Consider the following 24,950-nt stretch of genomic DNA (forward strand, 5'->3'; position numbering starts at 1 on the left):
CGTGCACACCATCTTCGTCATGATCAAGTGTGAGCTGGGGCAGACGTACAAGACCGCGGCGATGATCGCCGACCAGGTCGACGAGGCCGCGGAGGTCTACTCCACCTCGGGCGGGTACGATCTCCTGGCCAAGTTCCACCTCGACAAGGCGCAGGACATCGGCCGCTTCGTCACCGAGCGCATCCAGACGATGCCCGGCATCAAGGACACCTACACCATCACCACCTTCAGCGCCTTCTAGCGGGCGGGGGCGGGGGCCCGGATGACCGGGCCCCCTTCCCACCGGGACTAGATGCCCGGCGCCGCCGCGTCCTCCTCGGAGACGTGGCCGTTGGCCTGTGCGGGCCGGCTCCCGTCACCCTCGGCGCGGGCCGCGTTGTCGCGCACCGGGAGGCCGAGGGGGGCCCACACGCCCGTCTTCGGCTCGAACTCCAGCACCTCCGAGTGCCCCACGTCGTAGAACCAGGCGTGCAGCCGCACCTCGCCGGCGTCGTACTTGCGGCGCAGCACGGGGTTGGTGAGCGCGTTGTCCAACTGCACCAGGGCGTTGGCCTTGGCCGCGTCCTCGGGGGTGGCGTTGGGGGGCAGCTTGCCGAGCACCGGCGTGGCCTCGGCCAGCCAGTTGACCACCCCGGGCAGCCCCTCGGGCTTGTCCTTGCTCAAGAGCGCCTTCATGGCGCCGCAGGCCGAGTGGCCGCAGACGATGACGTCCGACACGCCCAGCACCTCCAGCCCGTACTCGATGGCGCTGGTCACCGCGGGGGACAGGGGCGAGTGGTTCTCGGGCACGAGGTTGCCCACGTTGCGCACGATGAACAGCTCGCCGGGATCCGTGGAGGTGATGAGGCTCGGGCTGATGCGGCTGTCGGCGCAGGTGATGAGCAGCGTGTGCGGCGTCTGGCCCTTGGCGAGCCGGCCGAACAGCTCCCCGTAGCGGGGGCGGCGCGCGCGGCGGAAGCGCTCCACGCCGTGCACCAGCCGATCCCTCGGCGAGGTCTGCGTCGCGCCCTCGAGGCCCTGGAGGCGGGCCACCACGTCGGACTCGGTGAGGGCGAAGAGCTCCTCGAAGCGCGAGTCGTCTCCGGCCTGGCGCAACAGCAGGCGCTGCACCTCGGGCAGCGCGCCCTGGATGACGAGCGGGTGCTGGGCCTCCAGCAGCTCGCGCACCAGCTGCGTCATCAGCTCCGCGCCCGACACGTCCATGGTCGTCACGTCCGAGAAGTCGAACACCATGCCGCGCCCGGGCTCCAGCGCGTGGGCCTCGTTGCGCATGGCCTCGATCTTCCCGGCGCTCAGGAAGGTGATGGGGCCGGTGAGCAGGAAGCGGTAGGGCCCGGCCGAGTTGGTGTGGACGATTCCCGCCTGGCCCCGGCCCAGCCGCGTGACGGCGATGGCCAGCGCCACGATGATGCCCGCCTGCACGCCGACGATGAAGTCCAGGAGCACGACGGACGCGAAGGTGACGATGAACACCGTCCCCTCCGTGCGCGACACCTTCCAGAGCCCCAGCAGATCCCTCGGGCGCAGCATGCGCACCGCCAGGGCCATCAGCACGCCGACGAGCGCCACGATGGGGATGTGGGCGAGCACGGGCAGCACCAGGAGCACCGCCCCCAGGACGAGCAGCGCGTGGAGCAGCGTGGCGCGCCGGGTGCGTCCCCCGGCCTTCGCGTTGAGCGCGGCGCGCGCGTAGGCACCCGCCGCCGGGATGCCGCCGAGCAGGGACACGGCCATGTTGCTCAGTCCCAGGCCCACGAGATCCTGATCCGGATCATGCGTGGGACGCGGGGAGAGCCTGGCCACCACGCCGCCGGCCGTCACCGCCGTCAGGGAGGACAGGGCGTAGACGACGAGCGCGGTGCTCATCAACTGGACCCAGCCCGACGTGGGCATGCTCGGCATGGCGGGCAGGGGCAGCGCGTGGGGCAGCGCGCCGAGCGTCGGCACGTCCAGGCCCAGGCCCAGGACGAGGGCGCTGGTGACGGCGACGGCGATGAGGGGCGAGGGCAGCTTGGGCGCCACCCGGGGCAGGCTCAGGGTGATGGCCAGCGTGAGCGCGGTGAGGGCGAGCGCGACGGGCTGGGCCTGATGCATCAACTGGCCCAGGTGCCCCAGGACGTCGAACACGTGGTTCTGGTCCGGGGGCGGCAGGCCCAGGGCGCGCGGGAGCTGCCAGACGAGGAGGATGGCGCCGATGCCGGCGGTGAAGCCCGACACCACCGGCGTGGGCACCAGGCGGATGGCGCGGCCGAGCCCCAACAGGCCGGTGATCACCTGCAGCACGCCCACCACCAGGCCGATGGTGAGCAGGCCCCGCAGGCCGTACTGCTGCACGGCCGAGGCGATGAGCACCGCCATGGCGGCGGTCGGACCCGTCACCAGCAGGGGCGTTCCGCCAAACAGGGAGCCGACGACGCCCGCGACGATGGCCGTCACCAGGGCGATCTCCGGGGACACTCCCGAGGCCAGACCGATGGCCAGGGACAGGGGGACGGCCACACTGGCCACCTGCAAGGCGGCCAGCACGTCTTCCTTGAGATCACGCGGGGAGAAGAGGGCCTTCCACTCGGGAAGCAGCTCGCGCAGGCCGAGGCCTGAACGCACGGAGGGCAGGTGGGGACGAAGCCGGGAAAGGAAGTTTGCACTCATGGCGTAAAAATTGAGCTCGATGACACGGCGGCACCATGGCGCCCGGGCAACCGAATGCCCGGGGACCACGAGCCCCATGGAGTTGAGGAAAGTGAAGAAGGGGAGACGCTTCTGTCGGACCGAGGGGATGGGCGCCCGAGGCACCTACCCCCTGATGCGTTGCTCGTCGTCCGGCGGAACGCGGGGCGGCATCAACGCCGCACGCCAACGTGCCACGGCGGTATGCGTCTCGTGTGACGGAGGCACCGCGGCCACCCGGCGCTCGGACCGGGGCTCATGCCGGGGCTCCAGCCTCCACCGTCTCGCCGCCCCGGACGTCCAGCGCGGCTGGCAGCCCGAACGCAGTCCGGGCAGCTCCGCCTTCTCGGCCAGGGTCGGACGGGGGGGATCCTCGACCTCCAGCCCCTGGGAGCACCGCTGCCAGAACCCCGCCTGGACGAGCACGGACGGCTGCTGGAGAGCCAGCAGGGCGCACAGCAGGAGTTGGATGAGCGGGAGCCGACGCAAGGCGCCTAATCTAACCCATCTGGGTAACGCGGTGCATCCCCAATTCATTTGAGCCCATGCAGCTTCTGCGTGAATCAGCGGATTCCAGGCTCATACTGACAGATTTACCAGTCAAGATAAACGAGATAAGTGTGTAAAATGAGGCAATTCCCCGTGATAGTATGATGCGACGTGGAAGGTCACCCTGGAGGGCCGCGGAGGGTGTATCCGTGGACTCCACCGGAGAGCCTTCAGGAGGACCGTACAACGTGATGCCGTCGCTCAGGCCCATCCGCTTCCTTCTCTACCCCGCGCTCGGGGAGGTACGGGAGCACGTCCGTGTCGAACTCTTTGGCCGGACCTTGTCCGAGCAACTGGGACGTCCCGTGGTGATGGAGCTGGCGCCCTCCTACGAGGTGCTGGAGGCCGAGCTGCAACGGGGACAGGTGGACATGGTGTGGGCCACGGCCGAGCAATGTGACGCCTACGAGCCGCGGGCGCGGGCGGTGGTGCGCGCGGTGCGCTCGGGCAGCTGGCACTACCACGCGGCCCTGGTGTGCCGCGCGGACGCGCCGCTCACGCTCGAGACGCTCCGGGGCCAGCGCGCCGCCTGGGTGGCGCCGCACTCCACGGGAGGGCACCTGCTGCCCGTGCGCTTCCTGGCCCAGCGCGGCCTGTCCCCGGACTCGCTCTTCCGGGAGCAGCGCTTCCTGGGCACCTACCGCCGGGCGCTCCAGGCGGTGCTCCAAGGGGAGGCGGACGTGACGTCCGTGTTCGCCAGCTACTCCAATGAGCACGCCATCCGCGCCACCCTGGCGGGCTTCGTCGGCCACGAGCAGGCGCGGCTCGTTCCGTTCCTCTACACCGAGCCCACCCTGGCCGATGGCATCATCCTCACCCCGCGGCTGTCCGAGGCGGAGGCCCAGGCGATCGTCGCCGTGCTCACGCGGATGAACGTCGATGGCTCGGGCCTGGAGATGTTGATGGGGCCCTTCCGGGTGGAGGGCTTCGTCCTGCCGTCCGAGGCCGAGCGCGCGCCCACCGCCAGCCGGCCAATGCTCGGCGCCGAGTACCTCGTGGCGGAGTTGGACGGGCAGGAGCGCTGCCACCGGGTGTGGTCTCCCTCGGGCCGGGCGTTTGGCCGGGACCTCACCGGCGCCGATGGGCGCACGCTGCCGGAGCTGCTGGGACAGGAGGCGAGCGAGCCCCTGCTGTCCCTGGCCCGCACGGTGCGCGAGCGCGGCCTGGGCGGACGGTTGGACTACCAGCTGGACGTGGAGGGGGAGTCGCGCTGGTACGTGGCGGAAATCACCCCCTGCGTCCCCCAGCAGGGCGCGGCCGGGGCGCACCTGGGCCTGCTGGTGCGCGACGTCTCGGCGATGCGCGCCCTGGAGGATCCCCTCTACCGCCTGGCCTCCTTTCCGCTGCTGCATCCCGAGCCGTTGCTGGAGCTGAGCTCGCAGGGCGAGCTGCGCTACGCCAATGGGGCCACGTACTCGGCCTTCCCAGAGTTGCTGGAGCAGGAGTCGCACCATCCGATCGTACAGGCCGCGCTGCAGTGGGCCTGGCGTGGCGCGTGCGCGGGCGAGCCCATGCCCACGGTGCAGCTGCGCGGCCGTGACTGGGAGCTCACGGTGTTGCAGCTGAGCGATCCGCCCGGCCTGCGCTTGTTCGCGCGCGACGTGACGCTGCGCAAGCAGATGGAGGCCCGGCTGCTCCAGGCGGATCGGCTCTCGGCGCTGGGCTCGCTGGCGGCGGCGGTGGGGCACGAGATGAACAACCCGCTGGCCTTCATGCTGGCCAACCTCTCCTTCGCGCGCGAGGAGCTGGAGCGGCTCGGCCAGTCGCCGCGCCTGCGCGGCGAGGCGGGGCAGGCGCTGGACGACGTGCTGGAGGCGCTGTCCGAGACGGTGCAGGGCGCGCTGCGCCTCAAGCACATCGTGCAGGACCTGCGCACGCTCTCGCGCAAGCCGCCGGAGCACCGGGCGCGCGTGGACGTGCGGCCGGTGCTGGACAACGCGCTGAAGCTGGTGCGCGGCGAGCTGGTGGCCCGGGCGCGGCTGGAGCGCGACTTCCACGAGGTGCCACCCGTGGACGCGGACGAGGCCCGGCTCAGCCAGCTCTTCCTCAACCTGTTGCTCAACGCCGTGCAGGCCATGGACGTGGAGAACAGCGCGCGCAACGTGCTGCGCGTGGCCGTCTACACGGGCGAGGAAGGCGAGGTGGTGGTGGAAGTCCAGGACACGGGCCGGGGCCTGCCCCCCGAGGCGCTCTCGCGCATCTTCGAGCCCGTCGTCTCCGCGCGCGCCCCGCATACGGGGCTGGGCCTGTCGGTGAGCCACGCCATCGTCACGAGCCTGGGCGGCACGCTGCGCGCCGAGAGCCACGAGGGCCGTGGCACGCTGCTCACCCTCACGCTGCCCGAGGCCGGGGATCAGCCCTGGCCCCGCTCGGAGCCGGACGCCTCCCCGGCGCTGCTCGCCGGGTAGGGGCGGCGAGCCCGGCGCTCACTCCCAGGAGAACTCCACCTCGTTGTCCAGCGGCCCCACCTGCCGGCCCCGCACCTCGGCGGTGGTGATGCCCAGCGTGCGGAACAGCCCCATCAACCCGCCCTCGTGGCTGAGGTAGAGCAGGAAGTCGCGCCGGGTGACGAGCACCCCCCGCCGGCTTCCCGTCCAGTGCACGGACAGCTCCCCGAAGCTCGCCGCCGCCCGGAAGGCCACCGGCATGTTGTTGATGAGCTGCCTGGGCCCTTCCTTCGTCAGCAGCATGAAGGCCTTGCCCACCACCGAGCTGAGGAAGCCGGGCGCGAGCCCCGAGGACATGCGGCGCACCGCGTTGTCGAACGAGCCGTACTTCTCCTGGAGCATCCACGCCGCCGTGTACTGCAGCCGGAGGTAGTCGCTGACGGGATAGGTGAAGAAGCTCTTGAAGCTCGTCTCCACGCACTGCGCCTGGCAGCGCGCCATGGCCTCGTCGCCCAGCTCCAGGCGCACCGCGTCCAGCAGGTTGTGGAAGGACAATCCCCGCACGGTGTCGGTGGCCGTCGCCATGGAGAGCCGCCGTTGCAGCTCCATCTCCGTCCCCAACCCCGACTCTTCCTCCATGGAGATTTGACTCGCTGTCATCCGCTGGATCCTCCCATCGCGCCCAGGGCGGAAGACTCTAGCCGTCATGCACTCCGCAGAGCCATACCTTGGGGGAGGATGTGGGTGTCTGATGGGAGGAGGAGGAAGCAGGCGAGGGCTTCACTGCGCGAGTGAGGTGCGGACTTCGTCGAGATCTCCGAAGACATAGCGCCCCCGCCGCCGATCCTGACCCAGCCAGCGTTGGATGAGCGCGAGGTAGGCCTTGGCCTCGGGAGGGCGGCCGGGTTGGAAGACGAGCTTCACGTGGTTGATCCGCCGCAGGAAGACGGGGAGTGCGTGAGGGCCCAGTCCTTCGGACAGGGTGCGCAGGTGGGTGGGAAGGGCCTCGGGACGCGAGCGCAGGTGGAGATGACCCACCCAGTCCACGAGCGCCCGCCGCTTGGTGGGCAGGCACAGGCCCCGCTCCTCGAGCACCTCGAGCAGTGCTGACCAGCGCGCGGTGTCCGCTTCGTGCAGGCTCTCCGCCAGATGGCACTCCACGCCCAGGCGGGGCTGGACGGTGCCGCCCACATCCAGGCTCAGCGCCATCCGCTCCACGCGAGGCGCCACCGCTGACAGCAGCGGCTCCCACTCGGCACGGGTTCCCGGCCAGCCAACGCGCTCGAGATAGCCGGGCAGGGTGGCGGGCGACAGGCCGTGCAGGCACAGCCGCACCCCCTCGAAGCGGCGCGAGAACATGGCCCCCACGGCCGACACCTGGCCGCCGGAGGGCAGGGCCTCCAGGCAGGCGATCACCCGCTCCCGGACGGTGGGGGCCAGGGGCTCGCCCCACAGCAGGGTGAGGGCTTCCTCCATGATCTCCAGGCCGCGCGTCGCCCCCCGCTCGTACTCGATGAAGAAGGAGGGGATGGGGATCTGCTCGGGCGTCCCCTCGACGTCGAACTCCAGGAAGATGTCGCCAATCTCCCGCGCGAGCCGTGAGCCCGGCTCGTCCCAGCGCGCGCCGAAGCGCCGCAGGCGCTCCCAGACGGGGTGGGTGAAACGCGAGAGCTCGAACCGGCCTTCGGGGTCTCCCCGTCCGGCGAGCACCGCGCGGCTGCCATCCGCGGCGAGGAACCTCACGCCCAGATCCGCCAGCGCCTGGGGCTCACCCAGCCGGCACTCGAAGCCGGAGGCCGAGGCGGGCGGGAGCTGCCGGGCAATCCGCTGGAGATTCCCGAACGCCTCGGGCGAGACGAGCTCGGGAGACAGGTGCGGCGCGGCGAGTCTCAGGTACGCATCCAATGCATCACTCATGGGCCCCCTCCCTCAATGCCTGACAACCCTGGCCGTCCAAAGAAACAACGGACGGGCGCGTTCGGGGCGCCCGTCCGTTGGAATGACAGGGTGGCGGGTATGGATTACTGCCAGGCCTGCGTGGTGCTCAATTCCTGCGCTTCGCCGGAGATGAGGTCATCCAGCGCTTCATCGCTCAGCTCGGTGAGATTGACAGGCTGCTCGGAGAGGGTCTCGTTGCTCATGGCATTTCCTCACTGGGGATGGTGGTCCTGGATGGGGGGACGAGTATCTGTCCAGGTTGGCTTCCGGCGGTCAGTGGTTCCTTCCGCCGAAAGTGATTGGAAGAATAAAGAGCGGCGGATGAGATGTCAAAGAGCCCGGCTCTCTTTTCTTGAAAGTCATTGATGACCTCCCCTGGGTCAGAAATCATCCCGTCTGGAGTTCGGGGAAGACGGGACAGGCGCGCTGTATTGGATTGCCATGGGATTCTTCATCCGCGCGGCGGCCCCTCGAGACAATCCGCCAGGGCCGACACCACGGTGGCGGTGGTGAAGAGCCGGTTGCGATCCGTGAGCACGGGCAGCAGGAGGCAGCCCTGGGGATCCTCCCAGGGTGTGTGTTCCGTGGGACGGGGCATCCGCATGAGGGGGGCGCTGTCCCAGTCCCCCTCGGGCCGCTGGGTCCGCACCAGCCAGAGGAGGCCGGAGCGCAGCGCGGCGCCGGAGGGCCCGGGGTCGAGCCGCAGCGTGGCGAGGGCGAGCGCGGTGTCGAACGCCGTGGACGGGCCCCCGAGGCCGTTGCCCCAGCCCCCATCCTCCCGCTGGGTGTCCCGCGTCCAGCGCACCGCGCGGGCCACCGCCCCGGACGTGTCCCCCTCGAGCTGGAGCAGCTCCGCCGCGTGGCGGGTGGTGTACGTCCGGCCGTGCCACCAATAGGCGTCCCAGAAGCCCTCGGGTGACTGCCGTTGCCGCACCCGGCGGGCACAGGCCTCGAGCACGGGCCGGTGACGCGGCGCGCCCACGGCGTGCAGCACCCGTCCGGCCAGGGCGCTGACGCACAGGTGCACGTCACACCAGCTGCTGCCCGGATAGCTGGCCCAACCGTCCAGGGAGGGCCGCTCGGCGGGGCGGTACGTGCGGAAGCCCCCCTCGGCCTCGTCCCAGTAGTGCAAGAGCTGCGCGCAGGCCTCGGCGAGCGCCGCCTCGTCGGAGGGCTCGCCCCGGGTGTGTGAGAGGAAGTGCACCACGTTGGCGGTGGAGTCGGCGTCGGCGGGGGTGGCCAGACTGAAGCCCCAGCCCCCCTCCTTATGAGCATGCGCCTTCAACCAGTCACGCGCCCGCCGCAACACGGCTGGGTCCGCGCCCACCCGGGCCAATGCCTGTCCGACATAGGCGGTGACCCATTGCGAGCTGATGACGTCCCGGTCCCCCACCACGAACCGGAAGCGGAAATCCAACCAGCGCCCATCCTCCTTCTGCGCCTGCTCCAGGGCTCGCCGGGCTCTCGCGAGCGCCTCGTGGACCGTGCCTTCCAGCTCCGGCTCCTCTCGTCGAATGGCTTGCATCCGCGTCCTCCCCCCAGGTCGTCCGGCCCTTCGGCGCTTCATGGACACTCGGGGCCCGAGGACCCGGCGGCCGATGAAGGTGCCTTCGGCTCCAGTATGGCTGGCTTCAAGGCGCGCGGCGATCTTTTCGATCGGTCAGACGCGCTCGGAAATCCGGCCCAGGCAGACAATTTTAGAGGACGCGAGGATTTCGCGAGTTCTCCCGGGCCTGGGGAGCGGGGCCCGCGGATGACGCGGGCCCCGGAGACATCCCGTGCTCAGGCGGCTTGCTCCATCGGCTGAAGCCGCACCCCCATGGCCCGCGCGATGAGCTGTAGGTCATGCTCGCTGATGGAGAACAGCCCGAAGCGAAGCTGGTAGCCCCAGTTGCGTCGCCCCGCCGAGAAGTCGAGGGACTCGAGCAGGGGCTGGATTGGCGCGGTGCGTGCTGGAAGCCAGGTCACGTCCTGGCGGAACGGACGGAAGCCCCCGCCCATGTCGAAGACATAGGGCTCTCCGGCCTTCACGAGACCCAGGGCCGTGAAGGCCTGGAGCCTGTCCTTGCCCTGGAACGAGACGGTCGGCGAGTAGTAGATGACGCGGTCTCCCGGCTGGAGGCGGCGCAGCGGCGCGGCCTTGCCGTGACAGACCTGCATGAAGCCCGCCTCGCGACCGCGCAGGACGTGCTCGGCCGAGGCCACCGCGATCCAATTGCGGCTCATGACGCGCTCGGAGCGAAGACCCGGAGGCGGTGGCCGTCGGGATCGATGGCGACGAACGTGTGGCCGAAGTCCATGTCGGCCGGCGCCTGGAGGATGGTCAGCCCACGCCCCCGCCAATCGGTGTGCATCGCACGGACGGTGTCGGCATCGGCGACCGCGAAGGCCAGCTCACCGCCGCCGCCCGTCACCGTGGCGGCGGGCTCCACCGTGTGTTTCGACCAGAGCCCCAGCTTTCCTCCCGACGACAGGACGAACATGGCGAAGGTGGGCGAGGACTCGACGGGCGGCCGTCCCAGCAGCTCGGTGTAGAAGGCGGCGCTGACGGGCGGGCTGTCGACGTAGAGAAGGACGAAGTTGGGCTCGGCCATGGTGGCTCTCCGGGGTGACGAAAAGGGGAACGTCTTCGCCGGAGCGGGGAGAACCCGTCCGGCGGGAACCGTCATAGAGGAGGCCCCTGTCAGATTCTGTCAGCAGCGAGCGGGCGCTACTGGGGAGGGATGCGCGTGTGCTCCCGCCACTCGCGCAGCAGCGCCTGGCGCCGGCGCGGATAGCGCGTCTGTGAAGGCGTCAGCGTGGTGAGCCGATCCGCGCGGAAGTGCCGGAACCCCTGGCGCAGCTCGCACCAGGCGACGATGACGCGCACGCGGTCGAAGAAGCCGAGCGCGAAGGGCCAGATCGTCCGCGTGCTCTCGGCCTCCTTGAGATCGCGGTACGTGATGACGAGCTTGCGCTCCTCCCGGATGGCCCGCCGCACGGTCCCCAGGTCCAGGTCTCCGGCCACGAGCGGCTCACCCGGACCCACGAGCAGCGTCGAGGACTCGAGGTCATCCCGCAAGTCTTCCGGAAGCACGGCGGCGATCTTGGCCAGCGCGTCCCGAGCGGCGAGCCCAAGCCGGTCATCCGCCCGGTGCGCCACCCACCGCGAGCCGAGCACGAGCGCCTCGAGCTCCTCCTCCGAGAACATCAACGGCGGGAGCATGAAGCCCGGACGGAGGATGTACCCGAACCCGGGCTCTCCCTCGATGGCCGCCCCCTGGGCCTGGAGGCTCGCGATGTCGCGGTAGAGCGTGCGCAGGCTGATGCCGAGCTTGTCGGCGAGTACCGCGCCGCTCACCGGACCCCGCTGTCGGCGGAGGACCTGGAGCAGCTCGAGGAGTCGTTCAGCGCGGGACACGGGGGGAATCTTCCACGAGAGAGCGCCTCAAGGGGAAGGGCGGGGCGCCGGACCGCGCGCCTCCGCCCCCCCGAGGCTCCACCCGCGACTAGTAGCGGTAGTGGTCGCTCTTGTACGGACCCTCCTGGGTCACGCCGATGTACTTCGCCTGCTCGGGGGTGAGCTGGGTGAGCTCCGCGCCCAGCTTGGACAGCTGCAGGCGCGCCACCTTCTCATCCAGGTGCCGCGGCAGCATGTACACGCCCGGCTTGTACTGGCCCGGCTTGGTGAAGATCTCGATCTGCGCCAGCACCTGGTTGGCGAAGGAGGAGCTCATCACGTAGCTGGGGTGGCCGGTGCCGCAGCCCAGGTTCACCAGCCGGCCCTCGGCCAGCAGGATGATGCGCTTGTTGTCCGGGAAGATGACGTGATCCACCTGCGGCTTGATGTTGTCCCACTTGTACTGGCGCAGGCTCGCCACATCGATCTCGTTGTCGAAGTGGCCGATGTTGCAGACGATGGCGTTGTTCTTCATCCGCTTCATGTGCTCGTGGGTGAGCACCTGGAAGTTGCCCGTCGCGGTGACGAAGATGTCGGCCTTGTCCGCGGCGTAGTCCATGGTGACCACGCGGTAGCCCTCCATCGCCGCCTGCAGGGCGCAGATGGGATCGATCTCGGTGACCCACACCTGGGCCTGCAGGCCGCGCAGCGCCTGCGCCGAGCCCTTGCCCACCTCGCCATAGCCGGCCACCACGGCCACCTTGCCCGCGATCATCACGTCCGTGGCGCGCTTGATGGCGTCCACCAGCGACTCGCGGCAGCCGTAGATGTTGTCGAACTTGGACTTGGTCACCGAGTCGTTGACGTTGATGGCCGGGAACTTGAGCCGGCCCTCCTTCGCCATCTGATAGAGCCGGTGCACGCCCGTGGTGGTCTCCTCGGTGACGCCCTGGATGTTCTTGAGCGTCTTGGAGTACCAGCCCGGCTGCTTCTCCAGGCGCTTGCGGATGGCGGCGAAGAGGATCGTCTCCTCCTCGCTGCCCGGCTTGGCCAGCACCGAGGAATCCGTCTCCGCGTTGGCGCCCAGGTGGAGCAGCAGCGTGGCGTCGCCGCCATCATCGAGGATCATGTTGGGCGAGCCGCCATCGGCCCACTCGAAGATGCGGTGCGTGTAGTCCCAGTACTGCTCCAGCGTCTCGCCCTTGAAGGCGAACACGGGGGTGCCGCCCGCGGCGATGGCGGCCGCGGCGTGGTCCTGCGTGGAGAAGATGTTGCACGAGGCCCAGCGCACCTCCGCCCCGAGTGCCTCCAGCGTCTGGATGAGCACCGCGGTCTGGATGGTCATGTGCAGCGAGCCCGCGATGCGCGCGCCCTTGAGCGGCTGGCGCTTGGCGTACTCGTCGCGGATCGCCATGAGGCCGGGCATCTCGGTCTCGGCGATCGCGATCTCCTTGCGGCCCCACTCGGCCAGCTTGATGTCCGCGACCTTGTAATCCGTGAACTTGTTCAAATCGACGACAGCCCTCATGCGGTTGCTCCTGCGTGGCGGCAGGGGGCCGGATGGGGCGGGGGGTTGCTCGCCACACCCGGGCCTCGGAAGCCACGAGTCAGCGAGCGCCGTTACGGGAACCTGAGCCTGGCGGGGAGTCCTCCCCGTTGCAGCGCTCCTCAGGGTGCGCGCACCCTACCTCAAGCTCGCCGTCCGTCACCAGGGAACAAAAAAGGCGGGGAGGGAAGGGGGGCCGCTCCGCCCGGCTCCTCGCCACCCCGCCTCGGGGTCACCCCCAAGGGAGGGGAATGACCTCCCGGTCGGGGCGTCAGGACGTCAGCCTTCGAGCAGAACACGAACCGCCACGGGTGACGGTCACGTGCCAGCAACCTGAGCCGTCACGTCCTGGCCGGGAATGAACACCGAGAAGCGCGTGCCTTGGCCGGGGCCCTGGCTCTCCGCGTGGATGCGGCCCCCATGGCGCTCGACGATCTCCCGGCAGATGGCCAGTCCCAGTCCCAGTCCTCCCGCGTGGTGCGCGGAGGCGTTCTGGGCACGGTAGAAGGGCTCGAAGAGGTGGGGCAGGTTCTCGGCGGGAACGCCAATGCCCTGATCCTCGACCTCCAGGAGCACGCCGCCGTCGAGGAGGCGCACGCGCACGTGGATGGGTTTGTCGGGGCGCGAGTAGCGCACCGCGTTCTCCACCAGGTTGGTGAGGACTTGATCCAGGCGCTGCTCGTCCCAGACGCCCACCAGGGGGGTGTCTGGCAGCTCGAGGGAGATGGGCGCGGTGAGCTCGCCGCGCGCGTGCGCGATGCGGTCGACGACCTCGCGCGACAGGGCGCCCAGGTCCATGGGGGCCCGGCGCAACGAGAAGCGCCCGGACCGCAGCCGGGACACGTCCAGCATGTCCCCGATGAGCCGGGTGAGCCGGTCCACCTGGCGCCGCAGCCGCTCGAGCGTGCCGTGCAGCCGCTCGGGGGACAGCTCCTGGCCCGAGCGGCACTGGCGCAGGAGCAGCTCGATGGTGGCCTTGAGCGGGGTCAGGGGCGTGCGCAGCTCGTGGCTCGCCATGGACATGAACTGGTCCCGGCTGTCGATGGCCTCGCGCAGCTCCTTCTGGGTGCGTTCGATGCGGGCCGCCATCTCGTTGAAGCCCTCGGTGAGCTGTGCCAGCTCATCGTCTCCCCGGGTGGGAACGGGCTGGTCGAGCCGCAACGTGCCGAGCGCCGCGAAGCCATCCCGGAGCGCCGTGAGGCGTTGCGCCACGTCCCGTCCCACCCAGCGCGACAGCAGGAGCGCCACCGCGCCGGCGGCCAGCGCGATGAGCACCACGATGGCGCTCAGCCGTGTCACGGCCGCGAAGGCCTGGCGCAGGGGCGCGGTCACCGACACGCTCCACGGCGTGCCCGGCACCTGGGCATGGGCGATGAGCAGCCTGCGGCCCGAGGCATCCACCGCCTCGGTGATGCCCTCGGTGCCGGTGAGCGCGGCGCCGTCGAGGATGGAGATCACGGGCGCGCGGGAGAGGACGCCGCCCTGGTTCGTGGCGCGCAGCAGCTCGCCCCCCCGGCGGTCGAAGATCTCCACGCGGTAGTCGCGCGAGGCGGACGCCTGCTCCCGTCCCATGCGCGGCAGGGCCATGCCCCCCACCAGGACATCCAGCTGGCCCTCGCCGAGCACCACGGGCGTGGAGAAGGCCACCATGGGCATCTGATTCACCCCACGGAACGGGCGTGACAGGTAGACCTCGCCCGGGGTCTGTCCCCCCTGGAAGTAGTCGCGGAAGGCGAAGTTGTTTCCCGTGTCGTCGCTCGGCAGCGAGGGCGCGGGCAGCGGTCGCCCCGCGCCATCGAGCACCCAGGCCGCGTCGAAGGGACCGGGCTGGAATTCCAGCAGCCGCAGCCGTGACCGCAATGCTTCCGCGTCCCGCGCGCGCAGCATGGCCAGCAGCACGGGATCCCGCGCCTGGCTGAGCAACAGGAAGCGCGCCATGGTCACGGTCTGCTCCAGCCGGGCGATCTCGGTCTCCACGGCCTGCCGCGCCTTGTCCCTCAGCTCGCGCTCGATGGCCCTTTGCGCGAAGACCGAGGCCAGGGCGCCCACGGCGAGAATGGGCAACACCGACACGAGCGCCACCCCGCGGAACAGCCGCCAGCCCACGCTGGACGTCTCGGGGGGCCGGCGCAGGAAGAGCATCAGCGCGCCCCCGAGGGTCATGACGAAGTAGAGCTGCATCCCCGTCCAGGTGCCACGGTAGCCCGCGACGAAGGCCAGCTGGCCGAAGAGCAGGGTCAACATCCCCACGGCGCCGCGCTCGAGCCTCGTGTGCGAGCGCCACCACCCCACGCCCAGCAGGGCTCCCCCCACGAGGAAGAGCACGCCCATGGGCCGGGCCACCGGGCGGTAGACGGGATAGAAGCCCGGTCCGAGCCAGGAGGGATCCACGAGGATGAACGCGCCGAAGGCCAGCGCGGTCGTCAGGAGGAAGCCGGTGAACAGTCCCTGGGTGCGCCAGCGGGGCAGGCTCTCGACGAGGAGGAACGCCCCCATCACGGGGTAGACGATCACCCCCGTCACGACTCCTCCCAGCACCGTGGCCTTCCACCAGTACAGGGTGAGCGTCCCCATGAACAACGCGCGTCCGACACCACCGATCCACGCGGGCCAGGTGGGGTAGAGCAGGGCGACGAGCATCGCCGCCGAGCCCACCATGAACGAGGTGCCCATCAGCCGGATGTACGGATAGATGAGACGGAAGATGCTCGTGCCGAACTCGTAGGGCACGTAGACCATCGTGACACCGGTCAGCAGCCCGAAGGCGGCGGCGACCCACTCGACCCGAACCCGGTTCAGGCCTGCCCGAGACACCGCTTCGCCCACGCTCGTCTTCTCCCGGAGAGGGGCGCCATAGACGACTCCGTCGCGAGCGCCCTGGATGAACCTCCCACATAGCAGCGTCGTGGGGGCGGCACTCGCGGAAAACAGGAGGGGTTCGCTCCGGGTGTCAGTGGAGCACGCCGCGCTGATAGGTGCCCACCAGTTCACCAAAGCCCAGCACGTGGCCCTTCATCTGGCGCAGGAGCACGGAGCGTCCCGGGTGCGAGCCGAGATGGAGCTCGCGGTCCAGGGCGAAGAGCTGGAAGTGGTAGTGGTGCGCGCTGTCGCCACGGGGCGGCGCGCAGCCCACCCAGCCGGTGCGCAGCAGCGTCGTGCGGCCCGTCTCGACCGTCGCCGCCTGTTCCTTGCTCAACAGGATGCCCAGGCTGCGGGCCTCCGGAGGCATCAGGGCGATCCAATGCACGAAGGGCTGGGGCGTGGGCGCGTCGGGATCCTCGGCGATGAGGACGAGCGAGCGCGTTGCTTCGGGCACGTCCCGCCACAACAAGGGTGGCGTGAGGCTGTCCCCATCCGCGGTGTACCGGCTGGGAATGGGCCCGCCCGGGTTGAAGGCCACGGAATCCATGGGGATGATCACCGGCAGTCCGCGCACCCCGAGCCGGGCGGACGCGAGCCGCTCGGCTCCCGCCCTGACCGACGAGCGGCCTCCGAGGAGGAGATGGGGAACTCCCGTCAGCAATGCCCGGACCGTATGACCGATTTTCATGGGTGAAGCCTCCCGCGACAACCTTGGCTTCACCCCCGCCATGAAGCAGCGGCACGGCGGGGGGGCGAGAGCCTTCCTGGCTGCCCTTCCAGGGAGCGCTCCGGGCGCCTGGCGGCTCAGCGAGCGTCGTGGGCCGTGGCGCCGAGCAATCCACGCGCCTGGGTGACGAGCCGGGTGAATTCCACCCGGTCGGACTGTCCCTCGGCGGCGCCCTCGGCGAGCTTCTGGACCGTGGCGAGGCTCCACTCCTTCGCGCTCGCGCTGCCCCGGAGCACGTCCGCGGTGGCCGCCACCGCCAGGGCGAAGCGGAAGTCGGCGGAGGCCGCGTCGAGCGATGGGCGCATCATCTTCGGCTCGAAGGGGAAGGCCTGCTCGGCGGCCTCGGTGCCGGTGGGGGTCTTCGCGCGGATGCGCACCGTGCCGAGCGACGCCTGGGGTTGGGTGAGCTCCACCTCGTAGAGCGCGGTGACGCTGTGGCCGGCGCCGATCTCGCCCGCGTCCACCTTGTCCTCGCGGAAGTCCTGGTCGGCGATGTTCCGGTTCTCGTAGCCCACCAGCCGGTAGCGGCGCACCACCTTGGGGTCGAACTCCACCTGCACCTTCACGTCCTTGGCGATGACTTCCAGGGTGCCGGTGAGCTGCTGCTCGAAGACCTTGCGCGCCTCCTTGTGGCTGTCGATGTAGAAGCAGTTGCCGTTGCCCTTGTCGGCGAGCTTCTCCATCAGGTCATCCCGGTAGTTGCCCATGCCGAAGCCGATGGTCGACAGGGTGACGCCTTCCTTCACGTAGCCCTCGATGCCGCGCAGCATGGTGTCCGCGGAGAGGTTGGGGCCGATGTTGGCGTCGCCATCCGTGAGCACCACCACGCGCGACACCACGCGGCCCGAGGCCTTCTTCACCGCGTGCTTGTAGGCCAGCTCCATGCCCGAGCCCATGGCGGTGCCGCCCCCGGACTCCAGCGAGTCGATGGCCTTGTAGATGCGCTCCAGGTCCGTCGCCGCGGTGGGCGGCAGCACGTCCCGGGTGCCCCCCGCGTAGGTGACGAGCGCCACCGTGTCGTTCTCGTTGAGGTTCTTCACCGCGATCTTCATCGCCTCCTTGGCCAGGGGCAGCTTGTCCGGCTGGCTCATGGAGCCACTGGTGTCCACGAGGAAGACGAGGTGCGCGGGCTTGCGCTGCGAGCGCGAGACGACCTTACCCTGGATGCCCACGCGCACGAAGTGCCGGCCCTGGGAGAAGGGGGAAGGAGCGCCCTCCAGGTGCACGCGGAAGGCGCCCTCCTCGGGAGGGGCGTAGCGGTACTTGAAGTAGTTGACGAACTCCTCCACCCGCACCGCCGCGCCCGGGGGCAGCGAGCCCTGGGTGAGGTAGCGGCGGGCCACCGTGTACGAGGCCGTGTCCACGTCCACCGCGAAGGTGGAGAGCCTGTCCGCGGCGGTCTCGGTGAAGGCGTTGGGCGTGTGCTCGGCGAAGGTGTTGCCCGGCGACACGGGCTCGGGGGCGAGGTCCTTGTCCCCTGAGATGGCCTTCATCCTCCCCGCTGGCGCCTGGCGCTTCATCTCCATCTTGGCGGCAACAGAGGCCTGGGGAACGATGGCCGTCCCGCCGAGCGCGCCGCTGGATGCCCCGCTCATCCTCCCCGCGCTGTCGGCCGCGTCTGCTTCCACCTCGGCGGGTGTCGCCTCGACATCCATCCGGGGCTTGGCGGGGGGAGGGGAGCGTGTGGCGAGGACTTCGCGCCGCTCGGCCTTGTTGGCGGCGGGGGCGGGCGCCGCCGCGAACTCCTGCTGGGGCTCGGGCGAGGGGGGAGGAGGAGGGCTTTCGGCGAGGACTTGCTTCCGCGCGACCTCCTTGCCCTGGATGACCGCGGCGGGGTTGGAGGACGTGCTGCATCCGGAAACGAGGCTCAGGGCGAGGGCGGCGCCTCCCCAACGGCTCAGGGGGTTGGGCTTGGAAGTGGACATGGGCCCTGCGAACGCACCAGCCTCGCGTTCGATCTACCGGGGTCGCGCGAATTCTTCCCCGCGGCTTTCCGGGGCGGCTCGGGAGAGGAGCCGTCGCAGTGGGAGGTCTCGCAAACGATCCAGGCCCTGGCACAGCGCGTACGTCAGCAGCATGATCAGCCCCGTCAGCAGGGCATACCCGCCCCACCCGCAGCGGTTGCCCCACACCACCTCGAAGCTGAAGCCGAAGACGTGGAAGTAGAGCAGCCCCAGGTGGATGACGTACGCGGACAGGGACGAGGAGCCGAAGGACTCCACGAAGCGGCGCAGTCGCGAGGGGACTCCCTCCGAGCCCCGCCATGCCTCCAGCGCCACCAGCACGAGCAGCGGGATGCACACCCATAGCCAGCGCTCGGCCGCGTTGGAGGGGTTGGTGACGTAGAAGTGGTGGTCCGCGTAGAGGGCCTTGAGGGGCCGCGCGGCGTACGAGCCAGCCAACCCGAGCCCGATGAGCAGCAGCAGGGCCCTCACGAGCCCCGGGCGGCCCTGTTCTCCGGTGACAGCCCCCGCGTACGCGCCGAGCCAGGCGAAGCCGAGCCAGGGCAACAAGGGGAACACCGCCCCGGTGGACTTGTTGAGCAGGAAGGCCCAGGGCCCGCTCACGTCCTCGCCCAGGGGCGAGAGGAAGAAGGTGATGAACGCCAGGGCCAGGGTCACCCCGCGCAGCACGCGGGGCCGCGAGGCCAGGCCCGCGCCCACGCCCAGCAGGAGCAACAGCGACAGTCCCACGCAGTGCAGGATGTCCAGGCGCAAGAGCCACCGCGGCTCACGGAACACGGGAAACCACATCCAGTTGACGAGCGTGGCCACGCCGAGCACCTGGAGGATACGCCGCAGGTTGCGCCCGAGCCGCTCGACGCGCTTGCCACTCGCCGTGCTGCGCACCAGCAGCAGCGCGAGCGCGAAGCCCGCGGAGAAGAGGAAGGCCGGGGCCACCACACCGTCCGCCCGGAGCAGCTCCCTCGCCGCCTTGCTCGCGCGCAGGTCCGGCCGCAGCAGCACGAACGCGTGGCATTGGATCATCATCAGCACGGCGAGTCCGCGCAGCCAGTCGATGGCGCGCACCCGCTCGAGGGCATGCGGAGGGCTCATGGAAGGCAGGACAGCTCGGGTTCGGGGGCGCCCTGGTCCTGCAGGCGCAGCAGGCAGCGCAGGGCCGCGGGGTCCGGCGCGTCCGCGCTCCAGGAGCGCCGCCACAGCAGGGCGGCCACGCGCGTGGGGATGCCCGAGTCCGGCGCGACAATGGCACGCACCACGCCGTTGCTTCCCACGCGGGCCTCCTTCTGCAGTTCCGTCAGCGTGGCGACGATCTCGGGGCAGCCCTCGGGGCAGTTGTAGAGGAAGACGGCGTGCCCGTGCTCCAGGTTGTGCACCCACATGCACCGGTTGGGCTCGGTGTCATACACCCGGCAGCCCAGGGTGCTCGCGCAATGCAGCCCGCTGGTGGGCGGGTTCAGGCCGTCCCCGCACTGGGTGCTGGAGCAGGACACGTGCTGGGTGCTCGCGGGGGCGGGGGCGAGCGGAAAGTCATAGGGTGCACACTCCGCGTCCTCGGAAAGACTCGGGCCGCACGCGAAGAGGGGGAGCCACCACAGGAGGTGGACGAGACGGAGGGGCGACGACATCCCGGCGGTCTTACCGCATCCCGCGCGGAGATGGGGGCGTCACCTGGAGGAGAGTCGGGAAGCTCGGACGCCGAGAAGGGTTGCATCCGGATCCCGTTCCTCTAGCGTTCGCCCCCCATGACTCCCACCCCGCTCCGTTCCTTGTTCCTGCGCGCGGCTCTCCTGGCCATGCCGCTCGCCGCCTCGGCTGGCTGCGCGTCCTCGGCCCATGGCTCCACGGCTGCTTCCTCCGAGGCCACTCCCGGCGCGACCCCCGCGACGGTCCCTCCCCAGTCCTCCACCACGCAGGCCGACCTGGCGTCCCTCACCGCGGAGGACGCGCGCCAGTTCGCCACCCGCGTGAATGACGAGCTCAAGCGCTTGTGGGTGAAGCAGGCCACGGCCGATTGGATCAAGTCCACCTACATCACCGACGACACGGAGCGCAACGCGGCGAGCGTCAACGAAGAGGTGATGGCCTACCTGAGTCAGGCCATCCCGCAGGCCGCGCGCTTCAAGGACGTGAAGGGGGTGGATGAGGAGTCCGCGCGCGTGCTGCGGCTGCTGCGGCTGTCCTCCACGCTGCCCGCGCCGAACGAGCCGACGCAGCGCGCGGAGCTGGCGTCCATCGCCGCGAAGCTCGAGGGCCTCTACGGCAAGGGCAAGTATTGCGGCAAGGATGGCAAGGGGGCCTGCAAGGACCTGGGCGAGCTGTCCGACATCATGGCCACCAACCGCGACTACAACACGCTGCTGGAGGCGTGGGTGGGCTGGCACACCATCTCCCAGCCCATGCGTCCGCTCTACGAGCGTCTGGTGACGCTGTCCAACGCGGGCGCCCAGGAGATCGGCTTCAAGGACGCGGGGGCGCTGTGGCGCTCGAACTACGACATGCCGCCCGAGGCCTTCGAGCAGGAGGCCCAGCGGCTGTGGGGGCAGGTCAAGCCGCTCTATGACGACCTGCACTGCTACGTGCGCGCCCGTCTGGCCAAACAGTACGGCGAGGACAAGGTGCCCGCGGGCAAGGCCATTCCCGCGCACCTGTTGGGCAACATGTGGGCGCAGGAGTGGAACAACATCTACGGCCTCGTGGAGCCCTACAAGGGCCAGCCCAGCCTGGACGTGGACGCGGAGCTGAAGAAGCAGAAGTACGACGCCATCCGCATGGTGAAGCTGGGCGAGGGGTTCTTCACCTCGCTGGGCCTCAAGCCCCTGCCGGAGACGTTCTGGCAGCGCTCGCAGTTCACCAAGCCGAGGGATCGCGAGGTGGTGTGCCATGCCAGCGCGTGGGACGTCACCTACGACAACGACTTGCGCATCAAGATGTGCATCAAGCCCACCGAGGAGGACCTGGTCACCATCCACCACGAGCTGGGGCACGACTACTACTACACGTATTACTACAAGCTGCCGGTGCTCTTTCAGCAGGGCGCCAATGATGGCTTTCACGAGGCCATCGGTGATGCCATCACCCTGTCCATCACCCCGAGCTATCTCAAACAGATGGGCCTGTTGAAGGAAGTGCCCACGGGAGAGAAGGGCCTCATCAACCTGCAGATGAAGGACGCGATGGAGAAGGTGGCCTTCCTGCCCTTCGGCCTGCTGGTGGACCAGTGGCGCTGGGAGGTGTTCTCCGGGCGGGTGAAGCCGGCGGACTACAACGCGTCCTGGTGGGCGCTGCGCGAGAAGTACCAGGGCGTGCGCGCGCCGGTGGAGCGCTCGGAGAAGGACTTCGACCCGGGCGCCAAGTACCACGTCCCCGCCAACGTGCCCTACACGCGCTACTTCCTGGCGCGCATCCTCCAATTCCAGTTCCACCGCGCGCTCTGCCAGGCCGCCGGCCACCAGGGCCCGCTGCACGAGTGCTCCATCTACGGCAACAAGGAGGCCGGCAAACGGCTCCAGGCCATGCTGGAGCTGGGCGCGAGCAAGCCCTGGCCCGAGGCGCTCGCGGCGCTTACCGGTCAGCGCGACATGGACGCTTCGGCCATGCTGGAATACTTCACTCCGCTGCGTCGCTGGCTGCAGGAGCAGAACAAGGGACAGCAGTGCGGTTGGTAAGTCCAGGCAGACCACCCGGTAGACAGGCCTGAAGCACTGGCTTACATTGCTTGCCGCTTGGCTGGGCTTTCTCCAGCCGGGACCTGGCGGCGAAGGTCCGCGCGGGTGTCGACGGAAGAAGAGTGCAAATGGCGACTGGTACCGTGAAGTGGTTCAACGATGCGAAGGGCTTTGGATTCATCACGCAGGACGGCGGTGGCGAGGACGTGTTCTGCCACCACACCGCCATCCAGGTGGATGGGTTCCGCACCCTGGCCGAGGGCCAGCAGGTGGAGTTCGAGGTGACCCGCGGTCCCAAGGGCCTGCAGGCGCAGAACGTTCGCCCGGTGTAACGCTGAAGCACTTCCTCAGCTGTTCTCCATAAAAGGGTCCGGTCCGATGGGATCGGGCCCTTTTCTTCTTTCCGGAGTCTCCGCGTGTCCTCGCGCTCGAAGTCCTGGTTCCGCGCCCCCCGCGCGTCCGTGGCCGCCCTGCTCACCTGCCTGGGTTGTGCCTCGGGTTCATCCGCCGTCTCCTCTCGTCCGTCTTCCCCGGAGGCCCCGTCCATGAAGTCCTCCCCCTCGCGTCCGGAGCTGGTGGCCCGGCTCGTCGCCCGCCATGGCGAGGCGCACCGGGCCCGCATCGAGCGCGGCGTGGCGCAGGTGGCCACGCTGTGGCGCGAGGAGGATGGTGATCTGGAGGCCTTCGTCACCGAGTACTTCATCCCCGACGAGGCGGCGCTCGACGCCACCCTGGCCCATCTGGAGCAGGCGCTGGAGCAGCTCGATGGGCACCTGAACGAGGTGGGCCGGGAGCTGCGGCGCCCCACGGATCTGGACCTGGGGCCACTGCTTCCGGTGGATGCGCTGCTCGCCACCTATGATCCGAGCGCGCACGTCACCGAGGACTTGTTCCGCGCGAAGGTGGGCTTCGTGGCGCTGCTCAACTTTCCGCTCACCACGCTCGCCGAGCGGATGGAGCAGGGCCCGGGCTATACGCGCCGCCAATGGGCGGAAGTGCGGCTCACGGGCCGCTTCAGCAGCCGCGTGCCCGCCGAGGTGCGGCAGGAGGCGACGCGCGCGAGCGCGGCCGCGGACCTCTACATCGCCGAGTACAACCTCTGGATGCACCACCTGGTGGACGCCCAGGGCCGCCGGCTCTTTCCCAAGGGCATGCGGCTCATCAGCCACTGGAACCTGCGCGACGAGCTGAAGTCGCGCTACGCGGACCCGGACGGCGTGGCGAAGCAGCGGATGATCATCCAGGTGATGAGCCGCATCGTCACGCAGACGATTCCCGCGGCGGTCATCGACAATCCGCGCGTGGATTGGGATCCCTTCACCAACACGGTGAAGGCGGCGCCCGCGGAGGAGGTGGAGGCGGACGCGCCCCAGCGCCCGGTGGCGGTGGATGGAGCGCGCGAGGACGACGTGCGCTACGCGAAGCTGCTGGCGCACTTCCACGCGGCGCGCAAGGTGGACCCCTACGTGCCGGTGGCGCCCACGGCGCTCGCCCGGAGCTTCGAGCTGGGACGCGAGCTGCCCGAGGCCCGGGTGAAGGCGCTGTTGGAGCAGGTGCTCACCTCGCCCCTGGTGCCCCAGGTAGCGAAGGTCATCGAGCAGCGCCTGGGCCGCGCGCTCGAGCCGCAGGAGCTGTGGTACGCCGGCTTCAAGGCGAACGCGACGCGCCCCGAGGCGGAACTGGATGCGCTCACGCGCAAGCGCTACCCGACCGCGGACGCGTATGCCCGGGACATGCCCCGTCTTCTCCAGGGGCTGGGGTTCTCCAAGGAGAAGGCCACCTTCCTCGCCGAGCACATCCGGGTGGATCCGGCGCGCGGCGCGGGCCACGCGATGCAGGCGGCGCGGCGCGGCGACTTCCCCCGGCTGCGCACGCGCGTGGGCCCGGGCGGCATGGACTACAAGGGCTACAACATCGCGGTGCACGAGATGGGGCACAACGTGGAGCAGGTGTTCTCGCTCTACAACGTGGACCACACGCTGCTCGCGGGCGTGCCCAACAACGCCTTCACCGAGGCGCTCGCCTTCGTCTTCCAGGCACGGGACATGGAGCTGCTCGGCCAGGCGAAGCCCGACGCGGCGAGCGAGCGCGAGCGGGTGCTCAACGACTTCTGGCAGACGTGGGAGATCGCCGGCGTGGCGCTGGTGGACATCGCGGTCTGGCATTGGATGTACGAGCACCCGGACGCCACGCCCTCAAGCCTGCGCGAGGCGGTGGTGCGCATCTCCCAGGAGACGTGGGACCGCTACTACGCGCCCGTGCTGGGCGGGCAGGGCACGCCGCTCCTGGGCATCTACAGCCACATGATCTCCTACCCGCTGTACCTGGCCGACTATCCGCTGGGGCACCTCATCGCCTTCCAGATCGAGGAGCACCTGCGCAAGTCCGGCAAGCTGGGCGCGGAGTTCGAGCGGATGGCGAGTCAGGGCGCCCTGACTCCCGATGTGTGGATGACGAAGGCCACGGGCGCGCCGGTGAGCGCCGAGCCGCTGCTGCACGCCACGGAGAAGGCGCTTGGGGGGGTGAGCCGCTAGCGCTTGCTGGCGGCCTGCTCGGAGAGCGCGTGCAGGCCGCCGAGGGTCATGGCGGTGAGCCGCTCGAGGTAGTCCGGCGGGGTGCCTTGCCCCGTCACGATGGCGCGCCAGTAGAGCGGGGCGCCGAGCAGATCCAGGGCGAGCTCGACATCGAGGTCGGGTGACAGCTCGCCCCGGTCCATCGCCCGGCGCAACAGCTCCTGGGCCCGGGCACGCCGTCCCTGCTGGATTCCCGTGCGCACCGCCGAGGAGAGCGCCGGTGTGCGTCGCATCTCCGCGTGCATGTCCGGCAGGATGCGCGTGATCAAGGGCCGGCGCAGCAGGGCCCGGGTCTGCGCGAGGAGGGCCGCGACGTCGCCGCGCAGCGACCCCGTGTCCGGTATGTCGACCAGATCGGTGCCGACCTCGGCGAGCAGCTCCGACACCATCTCCAGCTTCGAGGGCCAGCGCCGGTAGATGGCCGCCTTGCCCACCCCGGCGCGCTTCGCCACGGCCTCGATGCTCAGCGCGGCATACCCCGTCTTCGCCAGCTCGCGGAACAGCGCGCGGGTGATGGCGCTGGTGACGTCGGCCTGGAGCACCGCCGCTCCGGCGACCTTCCTCTGCGTTCTTCGCATGGGCTTCTCCTTCATGTTCTTCACGTTACGACGATACGCTTGCGTTCCATCGTTCATTGCCCTATTTATACGTCGGAACGCAGCCGTTCCAACGTGAAGTCGCGAAGGGGAGAGA

General features: G+C 69.8%; 20 protein-coding genes and 1 riboswitch. Of the genes, 5 read left to right on the top strand and 15 right to left on the bottom strand.

The window, feature by feature from the left end; genetic code table 11:
• Position 1: 1 nt before the first annotated feature.
• Complete coding sequence (locus tag F0U63_RS22580; RefSeq protein WP_002620661.1) at positions 2-241, top strand: Lrp/AsnC family transcriptional regulator; 240 nt, start codon at positions 2-4, stop codon at positions 239-241.
• A gap of 47 nt (positions 242-288) precedes the next feature.
• Here F0U63_RS22580 and F0U63_RS22585 read toward each other — a convergent pair whose 3' ends face one another.
• A complete protein-coding gene (locus F0U63_RS22585) occupies positions 289-2,649 on the bottom strand; it encodes a SulP family inorganic anion transporter (RefSeq protein WP_395847978.1) in 2,361 nt (786 codons plus the stop codon).
• A gap of 144 nt (positions 2,650-2,793) precedes the next feature.
• Positions 2,794-3,156, bottom strand: a complete 363-nt coding sequence (locus tag F0U63_RS22590) for a hypothetical protein (RefSeq protein WP_395847979.1) — start codon at positions 3,154-3,156, stop codon at positions 2,794-2,796.
• A gap of 251 nt (positions 3,157-3,407) precedes the next feature.
• Here F0U63_RS22590 and F0U63_RS22595 point away from each other — a divergent pair, with 251 nt between their 5' ends.
• Complete coding sequence (locus F0U63_RS22595) at positions 3,408-5,624, top strand: PhnD/SsuA/transferrin family substrate-binding protein (protein ID WP_395848407.1); 2,217 nt, start codon at positions 3,408-3,410, stop codon at positions 5,622-5,624.
• A gap of 18 nt (positions 5,625-5,642) precedes the next feature.
• Here the strand turns inward: F0U63_RS22595 and F0U63_RS22600 are convergent, their stop codons facing one another.
• From F0U63_RS22600 to F0U63_RS22655, 12 genes are all read right to left on the bottom strand, one after another.
• Positions 5,643-6,263 carry a TIGR02265 family protein gene (locus tag F0U63_RS22600; RefSeq protein WP_395847980.1) on the bottom strand — a complete coding sequence of 207 codons (621 nt, stop codon included), beginning with the start codon at positions 6,261-6,263 and terminating at the stop codon, positions 5,643-5,645.
• A 120-nt stretch (positions 6,264-6,383) separates the two neighbouring features.
• Positions 6,384-7,520: a hypothetical protein gene (locus F0U63_RS22605; RefSeq protein WP_395847981.1), complete on the bottom strand. Its 1,137-nt coding sequence runs from the start codon at positions 7,518-7,520 to the stop codon at positions 6,384-6,386.
• A gap of 472 nt (positions 7,521-7,992) precedes the next feature.
• Positions 7,993-9,066: a prenyltransferase/squalene oxidase repeat-containing protein gene (locus F0U63_RS22610; RefSeq protein ID WP_395847982.1), complete on the bottom strand. Its 1,074-nt coding sequence runs from the start codon at positions 9,064-9,066 to the stop codon at positions 7,993-7,995.
• Between the two features lie 257 nt (positions 9,067-9,323).
• Positions 9,324-9,767: an EVE domain-containing protein gene (locus F0U63_RS22615; protein ID WP_395847983.1), complete on the bottom strand. Its 444-nt coding sequence runs from the start codon at positions 9,765-9,767 to the stop codon at positions 9,324-9,326.
• Positions 9,764-10,135: a VOC family protein gene (locus tag F0U63_RS22620; RefSeq protein ID WP_395847984.1), complete on the bottom strand. Its 372-nt coding sequence runs from the start codon at positions 10,133-10,135 to the stop codon at positions 9,764-9,766. The genes F0U63_RS22615 and F0U63_RS22620 overlap by 4 nt, the downstream gene beginning before the upstream one ends.
• 116 nt (positions 10,136-10,251) lie before the next feature.
• Positions 10,252-10,941, bottom strand: a complete 690-nt coding sequence (locus F0U63_RS22625; protein WP_395847985.1) for a helix-turn-helix transcriptional regulator — start codon at positions 10,939-10,941, stop codon at positions 10,252-10,254.
• 88 nt (positions 10,942-11,029) lie between these two features.
• Positions 11,030-12,448 (bottom strand): adenosylhomocysteinase, encoded by a 1,419-nt coding sequence (ahcY, locus tag F0U63_RS22630; RefSeq protein ID WP_395847986.1) that lies wholly within the window; start codon positions 12,446-12,448, stop codon positions 11,030-11,032.
• 77 nt (positions 12,449-12,525) lie between these two features.
• Positions 12,526-12,596: riboswitch (S-adenosyl-L-homocysteine riboswitch) on the bottom strand.
• A 188-nt stretch (positions 12,597-12,784) separates the two neighbouring features.
• Positions 12,785-15,292 (bottom strand): ATP-binding protein, encoded by a 2,508-nt coding sequence (locus tag F0U63_RS22635; RefSeq protein WP_395847987.1) that lies wholly within the window; start codon positions 15,290-15,292, stop codon positions 12,785-12,787.
• 124 nt (positions 15,293-15,416) lie between these two features.
• On the bottom strand, positions 15,417-16,016 hold the full coding sequence (locus F0U63_RS22640; RefSeq protein ID WP_395847988.1) for a YbhB/YbcL family Raf kinase inhibitor-like protein: 600 nt from the start codon (positions 16,014-16,016) through the stop codon (positions 15,417-15,419).
• Positions 16,017-16,132: 116 nt separating this feature from the next.
• On the bottom strand, positions 16,133-17,980 hold the full coding sequence (locus F0U63_RS22645; RefSeq protein ID WP_395847989.1) for a von Willebrand factor type A domain-containing protein: 1,848 nt from the start codon (positions 17,978-17,980) through the stop codon (positions 16,133-16,135).
• A 33-nt stretch (positions 17,981-18,013) separates the two neighbouring features.
• Positions 18,014-19,111 carry a heparan-alpha-glucosaminide N-acetyltransferase domain-containing protein gene (locus F0U63_RS22650; protein ID WP_395847990.1) on the bottom strand — a complete coding sequence of 366 codons (1,098 nt, stop codon included), beginning with the start codon at positions 19,109-19,111 and terminating at the stop codon, positions 18,014-18,016.
• Positions 19,108-19,644: a DUF3105 domain-containing protein gene (locus F0U63_RS22655; protein ID WP_395847991.1), complete on the bottom strand. Its 537-nt coding sequence runs from the start codon at positions 19,642-19,644 to the stop codon at positions 19,108-19,110. The genes F0U63_RS22650 and F0U63_RS22655 overlap by 4 nt, the downstream gene beginning before the upstream one ends.
• A gap of 117 nt (positions 19,645-19,761) precedes the next feature.
• On the opposite strand from F0U63_RS22655, the gene F0U63_RS22660 reads away from it, so the two are divergent.
• The 3 genes from F0U63_RS22660 (at position 19,762) to F0U63_RS22670 (ending at position 24,218) form a co-directional block, all read left to right on the top strand.
• Entirely contained in the window at positions 19,762-21,684 is a 1,923-nt protein-coding gene (locus F0U63_RS22660; RefSeq protein ID WP_395847992.1) for a M2 family metallopeptidase, read from the top strand.
• Between the two features lie 128 nt (positions 21,685-21,812).
• Positions 21,813-22,016: a cold-shock protein gene (locus F0U63_RS22665; RefSeq protein ID WP_002620680.1), complete on the top strand. Its 204-nt coding sequence runs from the start codon at positions 21,813-21,815 to the stop codon at positions 22,014-22,016.
• 213 nt (positions 22,017-22,229) lie between these two features.
• The gene (locus F0U63_RS22670) at positions 22,230-24,218 is read left to right on the top strand and encodes a hypothetical protein (protein WP_395848408.1); all 1,989 of its coding nucleotides are present in this window, start codon (positions 22,230-22,232) and stop codon (positions 24,216-24,218) included.
• Here the strand turns inward: F0U63_RS22670 and F0U63_RS22675 are convergent.
• Positions 24,215-24,835, bottom strand: a complete 621-nt coding sequence (locus tag F0U63_RS22675; protein ID WP_395847993.1) for a TetR/AcrR family transcriptional regulator — start codon at positions 24,833-24,835, stop codon at positions 24,215-24,217. The genes F0U63_RS22670 and F0U63_RS22675 overlap by 4 nt on opposite strands.
• Positions 24,836-24,950: the final 115 nt, after the last annotated feature.

The organism is Cystobacter fuscus (assembly GCF_044360685.1).
GTDB lineage: Bacteria > Myxococcota > Myxococcia > Myxococcales > Myxococcaceae > Cystobacter > Cystobacter fuscus_C.